General features: G+C 36.8%; 19 protein-coding genes. All 19 read left to right on the top strand.

Features of this window, described 5'->3' with window-relative positions:
* The first annotated feature begins 268 nt into the window (after nucleotides 1-268).
* The 19 genes from AC3WSK_RS08865 (at nucleotide 269) to AC3WSK_RS08775 (ending at nucleotide 20,951) form a co-directional block, all read left to right on the top strand.
* On the top strand, nucleotides 269-913 hold the full coding sequence (locus AC3WSK_RS08865) for a hypothetical protein (protein ID WP_492411994.1): 645 nt from the start codon (nucleotides 269-271) through the stop codon (nucleotides 911-913).
* Nucleotides 910-2,442, top strand: coding sequence for a phage baseplate assembly protein V (locus AC3WSK_RS08860; protein WP_492411996.1), 1,533 nt, complete (start codon nucleotides 910-912; stop codon nucleotides 2,440-2,442). The genes AC3WSK_RS08865 and AC3WSK_RS08860 overlap by 4 nt, the downstream gene beginning before the upstream one ends.
* Nucleotides 2,443-2,457: 15 nt before the next feature.
* Complete coding sequence (locus tag AC3WSK_RS08855; RefSeq protein ID WP_492411998.1) at nucleotides 2,458-3,555, top strand: pentapeptide repeat-containing protein; 1,098 nt, start codon at nucleotides 2,458-2,460, stop codon at nucleotides 3,553-3,555.
* 34 nt (nucleotides 3,556-3,589) lie between these two features.
* The gene (locus AC3WSK_RS08850; protein WP_053596528.1) at nucleotides 3,590-4,087 is read left to right on the top strand and encodes a hypothetical protein; all 498 of its coding nucleotides are present in this window, start codon (nucleotides 3,590-3,592) and stop codon (nucleotides 4,085-4,087) included.
* A gap of 77 nt (nucleotides 4,088-4,164) precedes the next feature.
* Complete coding sequence (locus AC3WSK_RS08845; protein ID WP_053596527.1) at nucleotides 4,165-4,563, top strand: DUF4280 domain-containing protein; 399 nt, start codon at nucleotides 4,165-4,167, stop codon at nucleotides 4,561-4,563.
* A gap of 30 nt (nucleotides 4,564-4,593) precedes the next feature.
* Nucleotides 4,594-10,143, top strand: coding sequence for a DUF6531 domain-containing protein (locus AC3WSK_RS08840; RefSeq protein ID WP_492412001.1), 5,550 nt, complete (start codon nucleotides 4,594-4,596; stop codon nucleotides 10,141-10,143).
* A 38-nt stretch (nucleotides 10,144-10,181) separates the two neighbouring features.
* On the top strand, nucleotides 10,182-10,622 hold the full coding sequence (locus AC3WSK_RS08835; RefSeq protein ID WP_427484101.1) for a hypothetical protein: 441 nt from the start codon (nucleotides 10,182-10,184) through the stop codon (nucleotides 10,620-10,622).
* 265 nt (nucleotides 10,623-10,887) lie between these two features.
* Nucleotides 10,888-12,906 carry an RHS repeat domain-containing protein gene (locus AC3WSK_RS08830; protein ID WP_492412003.1) on the top strand — a complete coding sequence of 673 codons (2,019 nt, stop codon included), beginning with the start codon at nucleotides 10,888-10,890 and terminating at the stop codon, nucleotides 12,904-12,906.
* 8 nt (nucleotides 12,907-12,914) lie between these two features.
* On the top strand, nucleotides 12,915-13,394 hold the full coding sequence (locus AC3WSK_RS08825) for an Imm30 family immunity protein (RefSeq protein ID WP_492412005.1): 480 nt from the start codon (nucleotides 12,915-12,917) through the stop codon (nucleotides 13,392-13,394).
* A 373-nt stretch (nucleotides 13,395-13,767) separates the two neighbouring features.
* Nucleotides 13,768-14,271: a hypothetical protein gene (locus AC3WSK_RS08820; protein WP_492412007.1), complete on the top strand. Its 504-nt coding sequence runs from the start codon at nucleotides 13,768-13,770 to the stop codon at nucleotides 14,269-14,271.
* A 12-nt stretch (nucleotides 14,272-14,283) separates the two neighbouring features.
* Nucleotides 14,284-14,925: an RHS repeat domain-containing protein gene (locus AC3WSK_RS08815; protein ID WP_492412275.1), complete on the top strand. Its 642-nt coding sequence runs from the start codon at nucleotides 14,284-14,286 to the stop codon at nucleotides 14,923-14,925.
* 5 nt (nucleotides 14,926-14,930) lie between these two features.
* Nucleotides 14,931-15,242, top strand: a complete 312-nt coding sequence (locus tag AC3WSK_RS08810) for an AHH domain-containing protein (protein ID WP_492412009.1) — start codon at nucleotides 14,931-14,933, stop codon at nucleotides 15,240-15,242.
* A gap of 8 nt (nucleotides 15,243-15,250) precedes the next feature.
* Nucleotides 15,251-15,826, top strand: coding sequence for an imm11 family protein (locus AC3WSK_RS08805; RefSeq protein ID WP_400963020.1), 576 nt, complete (start codon nucleotides 15,251-15,253; stop codon nucleotides 15,824-15,826).
* A 403-nt stretch (nucleotides 15,827-16,229) separates the two neighbouring features.
* Entirely contained in the window at nucleotides 16,230-16,868 is a 639-nt protein-coding gene (locus tag AC3WSK_RS08800) for an RHS repeat domain-containing protein (protein ID WP_492412011.1), read from the top strand.
* Nucleotides 16,869-16,938: 70 nt separating this feature from the next.
* Entirely contained in the window at nucleotides 16,939-17,154 is a 216-nt protein-coding gene (locus tag AC3WSK_RS08795; protein ID WP_492412013.1) for an RHS domain-containing protein, read from the top strand.
* Between the two features lie 242 nt (nucleotides 17,155-17,396).
* Nucleotides 17,397-17,816 (top strand): hypothetical protein, encoded by a 420-nt coding sequence (locus tag AC3WSK_RS08790; RefSeq protein ID WP_492412015.1) that lies wholly within the window; start codon nucleotides 17,397-17,399, stop codon nucleotides 17,814-17,816.
* A 105-nt stretch (nucleotides 17,817-17,921) separates the two neighbouring features.
* Nucleotides 17,922-18,155, top strand: a complete 234-nt coding sequence (locus AC3WSK_RS08785; protein ID WP_492412017.1) for a hypothetical protein — start codon at nucleotides 17,922-17,924, stop codon at nucleotides 18,153-18,155.
* A 310-nt stretch (nucleotides 18,156-18,465) separates the two neighbouring features.
* Complete coding sequence (comX, locus tag AC3WSK_RS08780) at nucleotides 18,466-18,624, top strand: competence pheromone ComX (protein WP_079562919.1); 159 nt, start codon at nucleotides 18,466-18,468, stop codon at nucleotides 18,622-18,624.
* 773 nt (nucleotides 18,625-19,397) lie between these two features.
* A complete protein-coding gene (locus tag AC3WSK_RS08775; protein WP_492412020.1) occupies nucleotides 19,398-20,951 on the top strand; it encodes a sensor histidine kinase in 1,554 nt (517 codons plus the stop codon).
* Nucleotides 20,952-20,980 lie beyond the last annotated feature (29 nt).

Here is a 20,980-nt window from a genome sequence, read left to right as displayed (position 1 = left end):
GTTCAAGAACGGACAACGTGAAATAGCTCAAAAGGAAGCGGCTTTATAAGAAAGATAAACATCGTATGAGGAGCATTCCCTAGGACTTTGTAATATAGATGAGCAGGAAATACCGGTCATTGATTCAGCATGTCATGGAAGGAAAGATTTCGTTTCGTATGCCGAAGCTATTTTCGATCATGTCAGCTGAGTTAGCCTTAATAGGAAAGCAAAAAATGACAAGGCTATGAGATAGAGAAAAAAGAATCGAAACAAAGGAGCGAAAAAAATGAATTTCATGGATGAAGAAGTAATCGAGATGACGAAACATGCAAGGCAGAAGAAACGAATGGAGAACATCGAAAACCAATTATTAAATACTGATATTGTGAAAGCGATTAAAGATGGTCAGCTCATGATTGAAGATGAAACGATTGAGTTTAAAGAAATGAGTTTTTATGAGGATCAAATCCGGATGTGTATGCCTGCAACCTTTGACGTGATGGAGCCTGAATTAATGGATATTAAATATCCATCCAGTCGTAGACCCGATTATATTTATACAAGCGAAAGTACGTCCATCAATGTCACGCTGAAAATCATGGAACAACAGGTAAAAGAAGAGGAATTAGAAGACTTCACAGAAGCCATGAGGAATATCCTTCAAAAAACGCAGCCAACTACAAAAATGTTGGATACCGCCATGATTGAAGTTAACGGTCTACAAATTGGTTACTTTGACTTCATTTCGCCAGCACTAGATAACAAGATTTATAATTTAATGTTTTTGTTTATAGTAGGCGAGAATGTGACGATGGGCTCGGTTAATTGTTTGAAAAAAGAGATGGATATTTGGAAGCCCATTGCTTACGGCATGATGGAATCTATCGTTGTTGAAAACAAATTATTAGATGGGGAAGGTGTTGTCGAATGAGTAAGGAAACGGCCTTGACGTATAAAGATATCATCGTGATGCCCTATAATATTCGCGTCGATCAAATCGAAATTACGCAACAAATGAATGAGCATGCTACATTGCATTTAACGGGTGTGATTCCAGATGAATTCGAAGATTCCTATGTATATATGACGGATGCAGAAACGGCTATTGAAGTCGTGCAAATCGGCAGTGGTGGACAAACTATTCCGATCTTTAATGGGCTGGCATTAGATGTACAAGTAAAATCAGTTTTGGGCACCTATTATTTGGAGGTTAAAGCAGTTTCGCATACGTATTTGTTGGATGTGAAGAAGAAAAATCAAACTTATCAAAATGCGAGTATGCCCTATAGTGAATTAATTAATGCATGTATTGCTGATCAAAAAGGTGCAGATTTCATGGATTATGCCTCAAAGGGCTCTACTATTGGGCGCTTTACGATGCAATATATAGAGACAGATTGGGAGTTTCTTAAACGAATGGCATCAAGATTCCATACAGGTCTGGTGCCAGATACGGTTCACCCAGCCGCAAAGTTTTACTTCGGCGTACCGTTTCAAGCCGGGGGCACGCAGAAAATGGAGGCCATCAATTATCGAGTTAAAAAGGCGATTGGTAATTTCCTAGTGTCCAGTAAAAATCATCTAGACGGTATTACTGATAGTGACTACATGTACTATGAAGTAGAATCGTTCCAATCATTCAAAATTGGCAATGAAGTTACATTCCAATCAAAAAAATTGTATGTCTATAAAATCTACTCAACTTTAAAAGATGGCTTGTTCAAGCATATTTATACGTTAACACCTCAGAACGGCTTCAGTGTCCACACTACTTATAATCAAGCTATTATTGGTGCCTCCATTCAAGGGAAAGTAATTGATGTTGCGGGGGACAAAATTCGTATTCATGTTGATTTCGATGAGGGTCAAGAAAAAGACACAGCTTATTGGTTTCCATATTCAACGATCTATGCATCAGAAGATAATACAGGATGGTACTTCATGCCGGAGCTATCTGATAACGTTAGAATCTATTTCCCAGGCAATCGTGAGGATGAAGGGATTGCGATTAGTTCCGTATCAAAAGCACCACCACAATCTGGTTCGATGTTAGCAGCGACGAATCCGCCTAGTCCAAGCGGTGGTGGAGGTGCCAGTGCTAGTGGTGGAGGTGGCGGCGGGTCAAGACCTGCACCACCAGAGGATAGTCGCCAAGACCCAGCGCGGATGGCCGATCCAGATGTCAAAACACTCAGAACGAAGCACGGTAAACAAATTCTACTTGCACCGGATCGGATTGTCATATCTGGTGGAGGATTAATGATTTCGCTTATGGATGATAATGGGATCTCCATCATAAGTGATAAAAATATTACCTTGCAAGCAACAGATAAAGTCGCCATCAATGCGAAGCAAATTATGATTAATGCGACCGAGAAAATAGAGATGACTTGTAAAGACAGTTCAATCAAGATGGAAGACAAAATGGAGATTAAAGGAACAGAAGTACGAGCAAATTAATGAGGATGTGGACGCATGAAACGAGAAGAAGCATTACAGCATTTTATGGATGAATGCGTGTCAGTTCATGTCAGCCGATTACAAGAGAAGGTTGATCGACAGTTTCGCCAAGAGAAGGAAGTCTTACTAAAACCAATCATTCACTCGCTTGAACAATTGTTTGCAAATATTGGAAATCAGCAGGAGCAAGGGAAGTTGGCACCAGTTGCCTTTATTCATTTTTCATTGTTACGAACATCGTTACTAGATAACAAGTGTACGTATTTGCTAGAAGCGTATGGAGAAAAATGGTACTACGACTGGGGAGAATGCACGGCACAGTATGAAGCGGAATGGCTTAGTGAGGCGATTATAGATTTACACAAAACACTTGAAAAAGAAAGAAAGCCATATCTCGCTATCCAAGCGGCTGACGTTCGAGGAATTATTCAACAAACTGTGATTCTGTTTCATCAGTATATTATTCAATTGGTTCGCTATCTTTTCCGCTATCAACAAGAAAGCGTACCCGAAATAGATTTCCAACGAGCAGCGTGTTTACGATTTCGTGTCGGTGAATATAAAGGATTTAGTGAAGATGTTGCGATGCTGGACGAACGGGAACGGGTGGAACAAAATCTTCTCTCGTGGTTAGGGAAAAACGAGATGGATAAATCCTATACGTTTGAAAATTTCTCAAGCCTACAGTTACAGCAAAAACTTTTCGACCAAATGGACTTTTCTTATGCGAATTTCAATGGCAGTGACTTAGAAGGGGCTTCAATGAAACAAAGTGTTTGCGTCGGTACTAGTTTTGTAGATTGTCGCTTAGCGAATGTTGATTTTTCATATGCAGCCATTCAAGATGCAGATTTTCGAAATGCCAATTTAGCAGGCGCTAATTTTACACATGCACAAGGAAAAACGCTGATGCTTCCCGATGACGAAGTTGCGTGTTACCTAGGTACTGATTTCAGTCATGCGAATTTGGAAAATGCAAAATTTGAGTTTGCGCAGATTACAGGCGCTAATTTTACAGGTGCTAATTTAAAAGGAGCTACCTTTTTTAAACGCGATCAAGAGAAGTGTCTATTTAGCCCAGACCAGATAAAAGACATTCAGTGGATTCATTAAAAATCAACAGAAATGATAGTTACAGGAGGAAAAGATGGAGTATTTTATTGTTCGGCAAGATCAAAGCATTACAAATCCAATTATTCCTTTCAAAACAGACCTCGATGATAACTTTGTCTGTTCATCTGTATTCGGGGAAGTAATAGAAAAAGAGAACGCGGTATATCTCGATTATTTAGAGAAGCCTCGAAGAATCGTGTCGGATGATTTAAAAGGGTTATTGGTGAAATATGAGGATAACTTAGAATTTACAGCCATTGTCTTTACAGATGTGAAGAAAGGAACACAGCGTGTGCATTGGCTTATGGACATCGTAAAGAAGAACTGTATTTCCGATGAGACGGCTTATTATCCAGACGGACAAATAAAGGAGCTCGTAATTGACCCGAAGAAAGTGGAACTGGATTGTATTTTTCAAGTCGACGGCAAAAAGGAATCGTTCACCATCGTCAATTTAGACGTGGCAGAAAGTATGCTACGACGACCATATCTCGGGATTCAGTTGCAGCGAGTAAAACTACAAGGACGATAGATCATTCTAATAAATCATTCCAAAACACTGTCGTAGTTTGAAACAGTGTTCAAGCGATACGAAAGGAAGGATAGTTAATGGCTCAAGTTGTAGAAAGTTTGGAAACAGAAGGTTCAGAACAGGAGCAATTTAGTTATGTCGTACATGGAGCAATCATTTCCTGTGAGCATGGTAGCCATCTCAATTATTTAAATTTGCCGCAAGACCATGGCGTTTATATTAAAGAGAAAGCCGTAATGAATGTAGGGGATCGAAACCCTGACAACATTCCAACCTTTGGTGTTTGTTTACAGTTGCAAAAGCCATGTACACCAACATGTTCCATTGATTGGATGGAGGGAATGGAAAATGTCAATATCGAGGGGAAGCAAGCGTTATTAAGCCGCTGCCATACTCAGTGCTCAGCAGGTGGAGGCAAAATCGAAATTATTCATGACGGTCAAGAGGAAGTAGAAATACCGAAACAAGGCTTTTAAAAGACGAGGTTGATTGAAAGGAGGTAAGTAATGAAATCGCTAGAAGAAAAGGAAGTACACACGGTTAGTACGTATGAGGATCTTGTGCTCGAATGGCCTTATCCACTTATACATTTAGATAAACTAACTATCAAACATAAGGCCAATGACCATGCGAGGTTGTACTTTACGGGAATGATTGCTGAAGAGCAAGCGCAAAAGTATATTCAGCGGGTTAATCAAACAGATGAAGTTGTTGTGAAATTTGGGCGAGACAGCGCCATTTTGTTCTCAGGAAGAATTGAAAATGCGGAGTTGCAGGCATCACAAGGGGTGCACTATGTTTCCGTTGAGGCTGTATCATATACAGCAAATATGGATATTGCAAAGCGCTCACGTTCTTTTCAAGATGTGAATATGACGTACGTGCAGTTAATAAAAAACATCGTAAGCGCCTATCCTAATGGGGATTACATCGACCAAGCTTCTAACGGTCAAGCTATTGGTAGTATTGCGATTCAATACTTAGAAACAGATTGGGAATTCATTAAAAGAATGGCCTCCCGTTTGCACGCCGTTGTTTTTCCTGATTTAAAAGGAAAGGGTGCTCGATTTTGGCTTGGTACACCTCAAAGTAGAAAAAGCATAACGATCGATCATCTGCCTTCTATAGTACGGATGGACGTCGATGCGTATCGGTTAATAACTGAAAACGATGGTACGGATGTGAGTGAAGCCGATTATACTTTTTGTGAGTTTGAGAGCACAGAGGCCCATGAGTTGGGCATGTTGGTACAATTCAAGGGAAGTTCCTATATCGTAACGGCTAGGGAAACCGATCTAGATGATGGTGTGCTGAAGTTTCAATATACTGCTCAACCAGAGAAAAGTATTCGTCAGCGATTAGCACGCAATTTAGACCTCATTGGTGCAGCATTTACAGGGAAAATCATTGATGTTACCCAAAACACCGTTAAAATTCATTTAGATATAGATAAAAGCCAGGATCAAGGAAAAGCACATTGGTTTGCTTATTCAGCAGATGCCAATGGTGTTATGTATTTAATGCCTCAAACAGGTGCACGTGCCCAATTGCATTTTCCAAGTGCAGTTGAAGAAGAAGCCATCGTTATCAGCTCGGTGCGTGTTAATCCAGCCACACCAGAGGGCGGGCAAAAGCAGACGAAGAAAATGGCGGACACTACCGTTAAATCATTGGCGACCAATGTTGGGAAAGATGTGACATTAGGTGTTGGTGATATTACCTTTAGTGCAGTAGATGGTGTCTTGGACTTAAAAATGGATGATGGAGATGGCGTAACATTTCAAAGTAACAGTACCATCATGCTAGCGGCTGATGAAACACTTGAAATAAGTGGGATGAAAGAGCTAGCCGTAGAAGCGGAAGAATGGATTGCGATATCAGCGAAGGAACAAAGTCATGTGATTATGGCCGCTGACACACAATTAATTAGTACGCTCATTGATCAAGAAGGTATAGAGAAGCAAAGCCAGCCACCAAAATTAAATGAAGAAGCAATCGAAGCTACGACGAAAGTTGACTTAATCTTCCCGCAAAAGGCAGAAGAGAAGAAAGAGAAAAAAGGCTGGTTCAGTAAATTAGTAGATGGCGTAAGTGCAGCATTGGATGTTGCTGGATTTATTCCTGTTATAGGTACATTTGCAGATATTGCGAATGCAGGAATTAGCTTGGCAAGAGGGAATTACATGGATGCAGCCATGAACTTAGTAGGTGCGATTCCAGTAGTTGGTGATGCCGCCAAGGGAGCTTACAAGGTCAAAAAAGGGGCAAAACTCTTAGATAAAGCTGCTGATGCTGCAAAAGGTGCTGATAAGGCAATAGATGCTTCAAAAGCTTTAGCAAAAGGGATGAAGGCAGCTTATCCGAAAGTATCTAAAACCTTAGATGCAGTAAAGGGACTAGCGGAACTAGCTAACAAAGCATCTAAGGCTGTGAAGACGGCCGCAGATAAAGTCATTTCGTCGATGGATGAATTGCTCGCTGCGTCGAAGGCAGTAGACGGAATGAAAGCTATGGCCAAAGCAGGGCTAACGAAATTTAATCATGGGGTATTAAAGAAATTTAATTGTACACAAGGGTTAAGTAAAAAATTCTGTAAAAGAGGTTTTGAACCCGTTGATTTAATTACAGGGCGTATGATTTATGAAGGCGTCGACTTTGAACTACCTGGACCTATCCCCCTCTCATGGGAACGCGCTTGGTACAGTGATAGTAGTCGGATTGGCTTAACAGGTCATGGTATGCACTTTACATACGATCTAGCCTTAGAGATTTTTGAAGAAGAAGACCTGATTGGGATTGTTGTGACGGATGGTCGCGCAGTCGGGTTTCCAATTTTACCAATAAACTTGCCGTATTTTAACAAACGAGAAAGAATGACTTTAACAAATACAGGCGAGGAGTATCATTTATTTGAGCATGATACACGATTGATTTATGTATTTGAACAAACAACAGAGACGAAATACCGATTAAAAGAAGTAAGAAATGAGCAAGCCCATCATATTCAATTTGGTTATAGCCTTAAAGGCTTCTTATCTCAAGTAACCGACAGCGTTGGAAGAGTGCTCGAAGTTACGACCAATGAGGTAGGTAGAATGACAGAAGTCGCCTTAAGTAACCAGATGAGTCGTGAAGTCTTAGTTCGCTATGATTACAATGATGGTCAAGATTTAATCGAAATCCAAGATGCATTAGGGCAAAGTACACATATAGTATATGTTAATCACTTAATGGTGCAAAAAACGGATCGCAATAAAAATAGCTTCTTCTGGCGCTACGATGGACCAACTACAGGTGCACGAGTCATCAAAACATGGGGAGATGGCAATGTTCTTGCAGGGGAGCTTTCGTATCATGATGGCTATAATGAAATTACGAATAGCTTAGGCCATAAGAGTTATTACTATTTTAGCGAAGATAACCTCTGTAAGAAAATTGTTTACCCAGATGGTGGTGAAGTAAGCTATGAATATAATGAGGACTTTGAATTACTGCAAACAGTAGATGAAGATGATCGTGTCATGTCATATAGCTATGATGAGTGGGCAAATCCAATGACGATTACTCTTGCAGATCGTAGTACATTATCCTATCAGTATGATGAGAAGGATAGGATAATTCAGGCAGTTAACGCAGAGGGCGGAAGTCGTCGGTGGATTTATAATGAAGATAGCACATTACAGGCAAATATTTTAGAAAATGGCACAAAGACGGAATTTTCTTATAATGATAAATGTTTAATAGAAACGGTAACAAATGCACAAGGCCATGTGGTAAGCTTAGCTTATGATGCTGATTTAAACTTAAGTCGAGTGACGTTGCCTGACGGGACGAGTTCGACCTGGAAATATGACCGTCGCGGTAATTGTACAACAGCGACCAATCCACTAGGGGTCACAGAGAAATTCCGTTATGATAATTTGAATCGTCTTTTACGGGTAAAACTTTCAGATGGTAACGACATTCAATTGAAGTACAATGCCTACGATGATGTCGTTTTTGCGAAAGATAACCATACGCAAGTAGCCTTTGATTACACCATTCTAGGCAGTTTAATATCCCGAGAACAAGGTGGGAAGAAAGTCAAATTCACCTATGATACAGAAGAGCAGTTAAACGCTGTGATCAACGAAAGAGGCGAAACGTATCAGTTTGAACGCGATATGAAAGGCAATATCATTAAGGAAATTGGCTTTGATGAGATGGAAAGAACGTATGAGCGAAGTCTGGCAGGATTGGTTCAGAGGATTCAACGACCTGGTGATCGTTGGACAGCATATCAACATGACAATTTAGGAAATGTCATTCGAGCCGATTATTATGATGACACTTGGGAAACGTTTAGCTATGACAAAAATGGTTCGTTAATTGAGACTGAAAATGAGCATGTGACCGTAAAGATAGAGCGAGACCTATCTGGACAAGTGATCAAGGAATGGCAGAATGACCATTGGATTGCGAGTAGCTATGATGAATTTGGCAATCGTTCACAAATTACGAGTAGCTTAGGTGCAAAAATCAATGTCGCTCGTAATGAAATGGGCAATGTGTCACAAATCACGGCTTCTCGTTTAGAGCAAGAACAGTGGATAGCATCAATGTATTACAATGAACTCGGTCAAGAAATCGAGAGAATCTTACCAGGGGATGTCAACAGTAAATGGCAGTATGATGTAGCAGGTAGACCAACACACCATCGAATAAGTAGTCAAAACCGCGATACACGAAGACGAGTATATAATTGGGACGTCAACCATCGATTACGAAGCATGATGAACGAGTTAACCGGTGTAAAAGTTACTTATGGTTACGATGAATTCAGTAACCTCGTTTGGTCCAATCAAGGCGGTCAATTTGATTTCTTACACCGCAGTGTTGACGATGTCGGGAATTTGTATGAAACAAAAGAAAAGACAGATCGTGTTTATGGCGCCGGAAGCAGATTACTTGAAACGGAAGAGGCAACATTCTCTTATGATGAGGAAGGTAATCTGGTTCAAAAAGTCGAAAAGAATGGTGATACGTGGAAGTACGAATATAACGGAAATGGCATGATGGCGAAGGTAGTTAGACCAGATAAGACAGAAGTTACTTTCAAGTATGATTCGCTAGGTAGACGAATAGAGAAGTGTTCAGAAGAAAAGATGACAAGTTTTATTTGGGATGGGAATAATATCCTACACGAGTATTTCTCGCAGAATGATTCAGATAAATTTAAAAATCTAGTTGAGAGCTCTTCAAAGAATAATTCTGAAATACCAGATAATCTAGTCACATGGGTATTTAATGATGGGTTCGTACCTTCAGCTAAAATCACGAATGAAGGTAATTACAGTATTATTAGTGACTATCTAGGAACGCCTGTAGAAGCCTATGATGAACAAGGTAATAGGGTCTGGTTAGCCGAACTTGATATTTATGGTAGAATGAAAGAATTTACAGGTGAAAGAGATTTTATTCCATTCCGTTATCAAGGGCAGTATGAAGATGTAGAAATAGGATTGCATTATAATCGATTCCGATACTATGACCCTGAACAAGGGAACTATACTCAAATTGACCCGGTTGGACTTGCTGGAGGAAATCCTACTTTATATGGGTATGTGCAAGATCCAAATATTTTGTTTGATATCTTTGGGTTAAGTATATTTAGTGGGGTTACTTGGCAAGCTCCTAATCATGGAACTGGTTATAATTACACAGTTTATCAACAAAAAATTGATTGGGATTTACCAATAAATACAAAAGGAGGAGGTACAGAGACTAATTTAGATAGAGCACTAAGAGGACATGCACCGTTTATAGTAAAAGATGGGAAGTATTCAAAAATAAACTTACATCACTCGAAACAAAATGGTCTTGGGGCTTTGTTTGAATTAACAAGCTCTACTCATCAAAAGTTTTATGGTAGTAACGCCTTACACCCACACCTACCAAATGCACATCCTGATTATCCTGTAAATAGGGAACTGTTTGGTCTTGATAGAGAAGCTTACTGGATGGACAGGGCAAAAGCAGAGATTAATTCTAGAAATATGAAAGTACCATGTCGTTAAGATCACATTTAATTCGTTATTTAAAGGAGAAGGGTCCAATGCTGACAGAAAAAATAAAAGTTTGGCTTAAAAACAAAGATTGGTATACTGAAGAAGATTTTAATGATAAGAAAAAGTTTATTAAAGTTCTTGAAGATTTAAATATCAGGAAGGATTTGCCTATATTTGACTTTTTTACACATTCAACAGATCCCTCTTATAAAGGTCGTTTATTTGAATTAAACAATATTTGTTGGGCTTCAGTGTATTCTGACTATGAAAGTAACATAAATATGACGTGGAATATACTAAAATTACCAAAAGAGTATATTCCATTAGATGATTTTGAGGCAGAAGGAGGGTTCTTTTATAATAGAGAAACTGGAGAAATTCTTGAACTCGAAATAGGTGAAAAATTGATTAATTTTTTAGAAGGTAAACTAAAACCACAATGGAAAGACTTCAATGTATTTTTAGAATGGTATTTCAAAATAGAATAAAAGAGGGGATGGGAGATTAATTATTATCTATCTCGCATTACTCACAAAAATATGTAAAGAGGGGCCTTTTAAGCCCTTTCTTTACATATTTTTTGCGTTAGAAATGGAATTGTTTTTTTCTGTATTTAGTGTATAACCTATTCATCAGGTGAGTAGTACTGTTTCGTCTTACATGTGCAAATCTATCAGATGGTAATGTTGAAGAGATCTTTTTTGCTAAAGATAACCATACGCAGTAGCCTTTGATTACACCATTCTTGGCAGTTTGATATCCCGAGAACAAGGTGGGAAGAAAGTCAATTTCACCTATGATACAGAAGAGCAGTTAAACGCTGTCATCAACGAAAGAGGCGAAACGTATCAGTTTGAACGTGATGCGAAAGGGAATATCATCAAGGAAATTGGCTTTGATGAGGTTGAAAGAACGTATGAGCGAAGTCCAGCAGGATTGGTTCAAAGGATTCAACGTCCAGGTAATCGTTGGACAGCGTATCAGCATGACGGCCTAGGAAATATAATACGTGCTGATTATTACGATGACACTTGGGAAACGTTTGGCTATAACAAAAATGGTTCGTTAATTGAGACTGAAAATGAACATGTGACTGTAAAGTTTGAGCGAGACCAATCTGGACAAGTAATCAAGGAGTGGCAGAACGACGATTGGATTGCGAGTAGCTATGATGAATTAGGCAACCGCTCACAGATTACAAGTAGCTTAGGCGCAAAAATCGATGTTGCTCGTAATGAAATGGGAAATGTGTCACACATCACAGCCTCTCGCTCAGAGCAAGAACATTGGACAGCATCCATGCAGTACAATGAACTCGGCCAAGAGATTGAGAGAATCTTACCAGGGGATGTCATCAGCAAATGGCAGTATGATGTAGTAGGTAGACCAATACATCATCGAATAAGTAGTCAAAATCGCGATACACGAAGACGAGTGTATAATTGGGATGTCAATCATCAATTACGAAGCATGGTAAACGAGTTAACAGGTGTAAAAGTTACCTATGGTTACGATGAATTTAGTAACCTCGTCTGGTCCAATCAAGGCGGTCAATTTGATTTCTTACACCGGAGTGTCGATGATGTCGGGAATTTGTATGAAACGAAAGAAAAGACAGATCGTGTTTATGGTGCCGGAAGTAGATTACTTGAAACGAAAGAGGCTACATTCTCTTATGATGATGAAGGTAACCTTGTTCAGAAGGTTGATAAGAATGGTGATACGTGGAAGTACGAATATAATGGCAATGGTATGATGGCGAAGGTCATCCGACCAGATAAGACAGAAGTTACTTTCAAGTATGATTCGCTGGGTAGACGAATAGAGAAGTGTTCTGACGAGAAAACAACAAGTTTCGTTTGGGATGGGAATACTATACTACATGAGTATTTCTCGCAGAACAATTCAGATGTATTTGAAAATCCAGTTGAGTATTCTTCAGAGAATAAGTCTGAAATACCAGATAATCTAGTCACATGGGTATTTAATGATGTGTTCGTACCTTCTGCTAAAATCACGAACGAAGGTAATTACAGTATTATAAGTGACTATCTAGGAACGCCTGTAGAAGCCTATGATAGGCAAGGTAATAGGGTTTGGTCAGCTAAGCTTGATATCTATGGGCGAGTGAATGAGTTTAAAGGTGAGCAGGATTTCATTCCGTTCAGGTATCAGGGACAGTATTTAGATGAGGAAACAGGTCTTTATTACAATAGGTTCAGGTATTACTCACCAAATGAGGCGATTTATACACAGCTCGATCCTATTGGTTTAGCAGGTGATAATCCGACACTGTATGCTTACGTTAGTAATACAAATAATCAAGTAGACATATATGGACTTAGAGTAGTAAATAATCCACTTATACCTGGGGAAGGAAAAGTTGGAACCTATGAATACTTGATAAAAGAAGGAGTACCAAAGGATAATTTAACACCACACCATATGCCATCAGCTTTATATATGTCTCAAAATGGAGTATTACATGCTAACGGTGTGACTATGAATATGGAACAACCAAGTCCTGGTGTAGGTGGGAGACATAGGGCAACAGCAACTTATGGAGAGAGAAAAAAATCACCTTTTAATCAAACATATCTTTCATTGTCTCCTAGAGATGCATTAGCACATGATATTAGAGATGCGCGAAGAATTTATCAAGAAGGTGGGAAATACACGCCTGAAATTAGAAGAGGATTGCAAAATACAATTACACTTAACAAAGTCCTTAATAAAGAAATGTTTAGAAAACCTACAAAATGTAAAGGATGATATGAAAAATGGAGTTAGACATGAAGATAGAAAAAATAATAAATGGTAAGTTAATTGATCCTGATATGGAAATTGAAGAGTTTGAGCAATTACTGTCAGAAATAATTAAATCAAATAATAGTGAATATATACGGGCACTGTATTTGGCTTTTGACGATAGATTCGAACTTCCAGAATATGGAATGAATTTATTGCATACAGTAGAACATAGCAGAATAATGTTTGGAGATGAAAAAGGATTTAATATATTTATTGAAATGCTTCCCAAAATGCTTCCACATGCTCAACAATGGGTAGAATGGATACATGCAAGAATTTTAAACGAAGAAAAAGGCAGAAAGGTTTATGCAACCTTAGTTTCTAATACAGATTCTCATTTGCAAAAGTTAGTTATTAACATTATTAAACAGTTAAAAGAAGAATCGCCGGGTCATTATGATTCAGCTACAGAGGTTTTATCTATCATTGAGGCCCGTACAGGTGAATAATAAAAGAATTATAGATGTGGAAAATATTTACATTAATCATTGAATTAATAAACATATGTAGAGGACGGAATCTCTTCCTTTACATATGTTTTTATTATAAATAGAATTAATTACCTATCCATTTATTTACTATAGTTCAACTAGGACAGTTATTTTTAGACACTAGAAACCAAAGCTGCTGAAGCCTTGATATTAAATTGTTTATGGATAATTATTAGAAACAGATATTGAAATGACATGGTGTTGCCCCATACATAGTGGAAGGATATTTTAGGTGCTTGAAAAATGAATAGCCATTTTAGCTAACCGTTCCTAGATTACAAGTGGCCTAGGTGCAAAAATTAATATCGCTCGTAATGAAATGGGAAATGTGTTGCAAATCACAGCCTCTCGCTTAGAGAAAGAAGGCAATTGGTTTGCAAGAAGTTATGATGAATTTGGCAGTCGTTCACAGATTACGAGTAGCTTAGGTGCAAAAATTGATGTTGCTCGCAATAAAATGGGCAATGTGTCGCAAATTACGGCTTCTCGCTCAGAGCAAGAAGTTTGGACAGCATCCATGCAGTACAATGAACTCGGTCAAGAGATTGAGAGAATCTTACCCGGAGATGTCATTAGCAAATGGCAGTATGATGCAACGGGTAGACCGACACACTATCGAATAAGTAGTCAAAACCGCGATACACGAAGACGAGCGTATAATTGGGATGTCAATCATCGATTACGAAGTAAGGTAAACGAGTTAACAGGTGTAAAAGTTACCTATGGTTACGATGAATTCAGTAACCTCGTCTGGTCTAATCAAGGCGGTCAATTCGACTTCTTACACCGTAGTGTCGATGATGTCGGGAATTTGTATGAAACAAAAAAGAAATGACAGTCGAAGGTCATTAAAACAGATAGTACAGAAGTTACTTTCAAGTATGACTCGCTAGGAAGACGAATAGGGAAGTGTTCTGACGAGAAAACAACAAGTTTCGTCTGGGATGGGAATACGATTCTCCATGAGTATTTCACGGAGGAAGATTCAGATAAATTTGGAAACCTTGAGGAGTGTTCTTCACGAAGTAAATCACCAGATAATCTAGTTACATGGGTATTTAATGATGGTTTCATCCCTTCTGCTAAAATCACAAATGAAGGTAACTACAGTATTATTAGTGATTATCTTGGAACGCCTGTAGAAGCCTATGATGAACAAGGTAATAAGATTTGGTCAGCAGAACTTGATATTTATGGGCGAGTGAAAGAGTTCACAGGTGATAAAGACTTTATTCCATTCCGTTATCAAGGGCAGTACGAAGATGTAGAAATAGGATTGATTTATAATCGATTCCGATACTACGATCCAGAACAAGGAAATTATACCCAAATAGATCCGATTGGACTTGCGGGTGGAAATCCTACGCTTTATGGTTATGTATATAATCCAACTATTGAGATAGATCCTTTTGGATTAGCATTTGGTAAAAAATGCCAAAAAGGGGTTGGAATTACGGAAATGTGCCAAAACCCAAAATATATAAATTGAACCACATGATTCCAAAATTATTAAGAAAACATGAAGCTATAGTGAAATCTGGTATGAGCATTAATGATATAAAGAATTTGATTTATTTGCCTATAGATAGACAATATCATCCTACTCGGTCTATACATGATGGATATAACTCTTATCATGCTGATTATAATAGACTTATGAAAGAAGAATTGAACAGAATTACTAAAGAAGGGAAAGCTGCTAAAAATTGGAATCAACAGCAATGTAGAGATGAAGTTGAAAAGTTAATTAGAGACACTAGAAAAGACTTGAGGAATGGAAAAATTAAAGTACATTGTAAAGGATAGTGGTGCGAATGAAGTATTATAGATTAGTGGAGTTTTATAAAAGGGATGTTTATTTTTACCAAGATGATGAAAAGAATCAGGTGACATCATATGATTTAGAATCAAGAGTATCATCTTATAGCTTAGAAAGTGTTTATTACAAAGTTGATAAACTTGATAAATATGTTAACAAGTACGACGTGTTACCATCAGTTGGAGCGCCTTTAATAAGCTTAAAAATGAAGAATTTTTTAGAGGAAATTGCTAACAACTCATGTGAATTTTTTCCAGCTGTTATTGTGGACGAAAAAGGTGAGATGAACACAGATTTCTTTGCGCTGAATATATTGGCTGTTTCTGATTGTTTTGATGAACAGAATTCGGAGTACGATATGACTGCAAATGATCCTAAAAAAATTGGTCGAATAACAAGCATATACTTTAATTATCAAAAACTTGGTCAAGAACATATTTATCGTATGAGCATAAGACCCTCGATGATAGTAGTATCGGAGACTTTTGTTGAAGGGTATAGAAAGAATAAACTAAAAGGATTACTCTTTGCAAAAGAGGGTAGTCGCCTAAGACCAGAGTTTTTGGATTAGACCGTTTATGTTTGAATGTGATAAGAAAGGGAATATCATTAATGATGAGATGACAAGAACGTATGAGCGAAGTCAGGTAGGATTGGTTTAGCGTAATTTCGTCAGGTGAGCGGTGGATAACGTATCAATATTACAGTTTAGAAAATGTCATTAGCTCAATTTATTTGGTGGCATCGGAGAGATGTTTGTTTATGGCAAAAAAGGTTTGTTAGTTGAGAATGTGAATATGAATGAACATGTGATCAAAATAGATGTGACTCTTAATGAGATGAAAAACACTTAATTAATTAAGTGTTTTTCTTACATAAGAAAAGATTATTCGGTGGTTATTCTTATAACACTGAATCAAAAGAGTAGCATAAATCCTTTTGGAATTTACTGCTACTCTTTTTTTATAGTATCAATGCAGTACAATGAACTCGGCCAAGAGATTGAGAGAATCTTACCAGGAGATGTCATCAGCAAATGGCAGTATGATGTAGCAGGTAGACCAACACAACATCGAATAAGTAGCCAAAACCGCGATATACGAAGACGCATGTATAATTGGGATGTTAATCATCGCTTACGAAGCGTGGTAAACGAGTTAACAGGTGTAAAAGTTACCTATGGTTATGATGAATTTAGTAACCTAGTGTGGGCAAATCAAGACAGTCGTCAATTTGATTTCTTACACCGCAGTGTTGATGATGTCGGGAATTTGTATGAAACGAAAGAAAAGTCAGATCGTATCTATGGTGCCGGAAGCAGATTACTTGAAACAAAAGAGGCAACCTTCTCTTATGATGATGAAGGGAATCTCATTCAGAAGATTGAGAAGAATGGTTATACGTGGAAGTACGAATATAACGGAAATGGCATGATGTCTAAAGCTATAAGTTTTTCACAGGATAAATCTATTTTAAAAGAAGTTCACTTTATGTATGACCCGCTCGGACGACGAGTAGCCAAAGTAAGTGAAGGCAAAGCAACAAATTTTCTATGGGATGGCAACACTATCTTGAACGAATGGAACATAACAAAAGAGAGTAACCCGTCCTAACCGACGAAAGAAGAGCTGACAACATGGATATTTGATGCAGACACCTTTATCCCAACAGCCAAACTAACAAGTGAAGGTAGTTACAGTAATTATAACCGACCATCTAGGCACACCTGTAAGTGCTTATGATGAGTGTGGTTCACTGATATGGTCAGCAGAACTTGATATATATGGAAGAGTAAAAGAATTCACAGATAATGAAAAAATAGGTGGCTATACTTGTAAAGAAGAATTCTCAGTAGACTTTATTCCATTTCGTTTCCAAGGTCAATACCATCAAAGGTGATGGACAACTGGTATCTTACGACAATAGAAGATTACTCTCTGCTCAAAATGCAGGAATAGAAAAACTTTAAGTTAATGTTGTAAAAGCAGAAGACATACATCCTGATTCTACAACAGGGAAGACTTGGGGACGGAAATCCAAAGAACGGTTTAACGACATAAGGAACAAAAAAGCAGGTGGAGTTGTTCCTGATAAAGGATTGAAAGAGAAACCTATAGTTCCTTGTAAATAAAGGAGATTTTATGAGTATAAATAAGTTGATTGAAAATTTTGAGTGTCCATTAATTAATGCTTTTTTCTTTTCTAATGAAGATATACTAGTTTTAGATAATAACAACGAATGGATAAGAGTGTTATGCAAATCGACAATTGAAAGTTTTTTCAAGTACAATGATGGAGATTCCGTATGTCATTTTGATATATTGAAAAAGTATGGAACAGATGATTTTACTGTAAGCATTGGAGAAGGTAGTTCAGGAGGAGACGGTATTGTTCAATTGAATGATAAAACAGGAAAATTAATTTGGTTCTTATTTTTAGATAATAGTAATCCTTTTATAAAAGCAAAATTAGAAAATGATTCTATTCAAGTAACAAGTACAAAGGGTATTAAAATTAAAATTCCAATACGTAACCCTGAAAAAATCTCCATTGTAAAATAAATTGATATGCAATACCCTAGTTGTCGACTTTAATGCAAACTATCTAGGTGTTCCAAGCTTGCCTATGACAGTCAAGGCAAGCTTGTATGGTCAATGGAGCTGGATATGTATGGAAAGGTTAGAGAACTAATCGGAGAGCAGGATTTTATTCCATTTAGATTCCTGGTTCGATACCATTATTTAGAAACTGTATTATACTATAATCGCTTTAGCTATTATGACCCTCCTTGTGAACTTGTTAAAGAATACCCTTACTATAAAGCCATAAGGCAAATTGAATCATTGGGGGAAATTGGACAAGTACTAAAAGTAGTTCCTTTTAATAAAGATAAATTATAAAAACATAGGCTTATTCCAACTTTAAAAGAGTAGAAGGAATACGCTTTTTTATTTTGAAATGATATCAAGTTATGGAAGGTTAAAATAGTGTTAAAACAAAATATTCGGAAAATTAGTACAATTTGTGAAAATGATACATAATCTATCGTTTATTTAGCGAATTGTAGAAAATATTGTTGATTAAACGTAAAGAGATAGTATAATGGGGGTATAGTTACATTTATGGTTATTAATTCCTTGGTAAATGATTGGCAAAAGAGGTATTCCAGAAAGTGTAGCTATAAAAAAACTAATGAAATGAGGAGATTTTATGATTAATACGATCCAATATTTAGAGCAAAATCCGTCGATGGTAACTTTATTAAAAGAAAAAAAGGCTTCTCTACTTGGTGTTACAGAAATTGAACAAAAGGCAATTCTGGATTCTTTTGATGAAGAGCTGTGTGTTGAAAATCGCCTTTGGTATTAAGTAATATTAAAAGTATGTGGTTTTGGCTTGCTATAGGTATTTATTTAATAATGGGTTTTTACTTATTATATGTAACTTATAGCAAGCCTTTTATAAATATCGAGCTTAAGGAAGAAAATGGAGAATGGTTAGTGGTAGATTCATATTACAAAGATTGGGCTACTGAACAACAAATAGAACCCGGAGATATTATTATAAATGTAGATGGAACAGAGATTAATAATATTTCTAATATCAAATATGATTTCGTATTACGAGCAGCCAATGATTTAACGATAAAGAAATCTAATAGTAGTTTAATCCATATACACATAAAACCACTAGATATTCCCCAACAATTTTATTATGTACTAATAGCACCAACTTTTTATTTTTTTCTTACTCTTCTAATTTCTTTATTTTTGTATTTTAAACAAAAGAATAACCCTTTAGTGAATATACTAATATTTTTTATACTCACTGTTTCATTAGCATATGTTAGTATAGGCGCGTCAGGCAAGATGGATAATGTTGGTATTATAATAAATCGTAGTAGTATGATACTTTGCTTAGTCTTATTAATTCATTTTCTTAGGAAATACTTTTTATTTATGAATTTAAAATGGATTTTTATTGACAATATTAAAGTATTTTACTTACTGCCTTTAATTGCTTTTTTTTCAAGCATTTACAGTGTTTTATATCCTTTCATCAATCCTATATTCTCTAGTTTAACCCTTTGGATATTTTTTATTTTGCTAACCGTAATTCTAGGTATATTGGGAATAAGTTACTTGAAATTTAAAACACCACAATTAAAAATATTTTTAAGTAGTATCATCATCCCGTTTCTACCGTTTTTGTTGCTATATGCGTTGCCAGAAATAATCTTCAATAAACAAGTGCTCTCTGCGGATATTAGTTCTTTATTTCTAATGTTAATACCTTATAGTTTTATTTGCACACAGCTCACTGAACGTATATTTGATATGGAGTACTTTATTACCCGTTTACGCCATTACTTTAATTTTTCATTTGTTTTTACTAGTTGGCTGTTAATGGGTCTTTATTGGCTTACTGATTTGTCTATGTCAAGAATGACGGAAATTTTCTTTTTTACATTCTTTTCTTTAATAGCACTTTTCTACATTAAAGAGAAAATAGATTATCATAAGCGAAAAATTCTTTTTTCAACAAAAGGGGATTATATCCATCGATTGTATACGACAGTTGATAGTATCGGAAGGGTCGTAAAAATTGAAGACTTACTTGAGAAATTTGTTCGAGAAATCGCGGTACACCTTGAGATTAAACATGTTTACATATTAACCTACGATTTGCAAACACATCAAATTACTTCCACAAGGACATCCAAAGAATATACTCAAAATCAAATGAACGAAATAGAGCTTGAGCAACTCCGCTTGGGAGATATAAAGAAGACAGAGCATTTTTATATTGCTTTTATCCACCAAGATATGAATTATAAAAGAATACTAGTCGTAGACCACAATAAATCTATTCATCTAAAGGATGAGGAATTATTATGGCTTGAATTATTGCTTTTATATGTAAATAATTTTATTGAAAATACGAAAATGGTGGAAGATCTATTAGAGCAGTTAAAGCATATGAAAGAGGCTGATAGAAGTCAGTTACCGTGGCTTAATAAGTTACTTTGGCTACGATTTGAACAAGAAAAATATCAATTAGCACAAGAGCTTCATGATACGGTTTTACAAGAGCAACTCCATATTGCTAGGGAGATGGATGTATTTATCCACGCGAAGAAAAAGACGGATATTCAATCGGGTCTTGGTAAGATCCATGAACATATGATTACATCTTTAAATGATTTAAGAGGCTACTGTGAAAATTTGAAGCCGCCATTATTAGATACATTAGGCTTAAATGCTGCGCTTGAGAAGCTTATTCAAAAAGTTCATAAACGTTCTGATTTTGTTTTAATTTATACAATTGATCGTCTATATTTAGAGGATGAGCGTTTAAACTTAATGATTTATCGGCTTTTCCAAGAGTTGTTAAATAATGCTTTAAAACATTCGTATGCCAACACTGTCGAAATTCATCTATTAGAAACAGAACAGGGCTTTGAAATTATTTATGCTGATGATGGTGTAGGATGTAAAATGGAGGAAATCATAATTGCTGATTCAATGGGCATCCGGGGAATGCAAGATAGGGTACAGGCCTTTAATGGTCAGTTTTCTATCAACACCAATGTAGGAGAGGGAATGTCCATTCGAATTAAAGTAATTGAAGCGGATCATACCCATTCTTATGACTACGATACTTATAATAGAAGACCAATTCCTAGTAGAGGATAATATATGAATAGAAAGAAAGACATGAGCTA

The organism is Lysinibacillus sp. EB271-A1-10B (assembly GCF_058791335.1).
This window is presented reverse-complemented; position numbering and strand designations above follow the sequence as displayed.

Excerpts from the sequence above, each read along its gene's own strand:
- comX (WP_079562919.1), top strand. The coding sequence starts at position 18,466 with ATGATTAATACGATCCAATATTTAGAGCAAAATCCGTCGATGGTAACT.
- AC3WSK_RS08865 (WP_492411994.1), top strand. The coding sequence starts at position 269 with ATGAATTTCATGGATGAAGAAGTAATCGAGATGACGAAACATGCAAGG.
- AC3WSK_RS08790 (WP_492412015.1), top strand. The coding sequence starts at position 17,397 with ATGAGTATAAATAAGTTGATTGAAAATTTTGAGTGTCCATTAATTAAT.
- AC3WSK_RS08850 (WP_053596528.1), top strand. The coding sequence starts at position 3,590 with ATGGAGTATTTTATTGTTCGGCAAGATCAAAGCATTACAAATCCAATT.
- AC3WSK_RS08860 (WP_492411996.1), top strand. The coding sequence starts at position 910 with ATGAGTAAGGAAACGGCCTTGACGTATAAAGATATCATCGTGATGCCC.
- AC3WSK_RS08785 (WP_492412017.1), top strand. The coding sequence starts at position 17,922 with ATGTATGGAAAGGTTAGAGAACTAATCGGAGAGCAGGATTTTATTCCA.
- AC3WSK_RS08810 (WP_492412009.1), top strand. The coding sequence starts at position 14,931 with ATGATTCCAAAATTATTAAGAAAACATGAAGCTATAGTGAAATCTGGT.
- AC3WSK_RS08835 (WP_427484101.1), top strand. The coding sequence starts at position 10,182 with ATGCTGACAGAAAAAATAAAAGTTTGGCTTAAAAACAAAGATTGGTAT.
- AC3WSK_RS08800 (WP_492412011.1), top strand. The coding sequence starts at position 16,230 with ATGCAGTACAATGAACTCGGCCAAGAGATTGAGAGAATCTTACCAGGA.
- AC3WSK_RS08845 (WP_053596527.1), top strand. The coding sequence starts at position 4,165 with ATGGCTCAAGTTGTAGAAAGTTTGGAAACAGAAGGTTCAGAACAGGAG.
- AC3WSK_RS08855 (WP_492411998.1), top strand. The coding sequence starts at position 2,458 with ATGAAACGAGAAGAAGCATTACAGCATTTTATGGATGAATGCGTGTCA.
- AC3WSK_RS08825 (WP_492412005.1), top strand. The coding sequence starts at position 12,915 with ATGGAGTTAGACATGAAGATAGAAAAAATAATAAATGGTAAGTTAATT.
- AC3WSK_RS08840 (WP_492412001.1), top strand. The coding sequence starts at position 4,594 with ATGAAATCGCTAGAAGAAAAGGAAGTACACACGGTTAGTACGTATGAG.
- AC3WSK_RS08805 (WP_400963020.1), top strand. The coding sequence starts at position 15,251 with ATGAAGTATTATAGATTAGTGGAGTTTTATAAAAGGGATGTTTATTTT.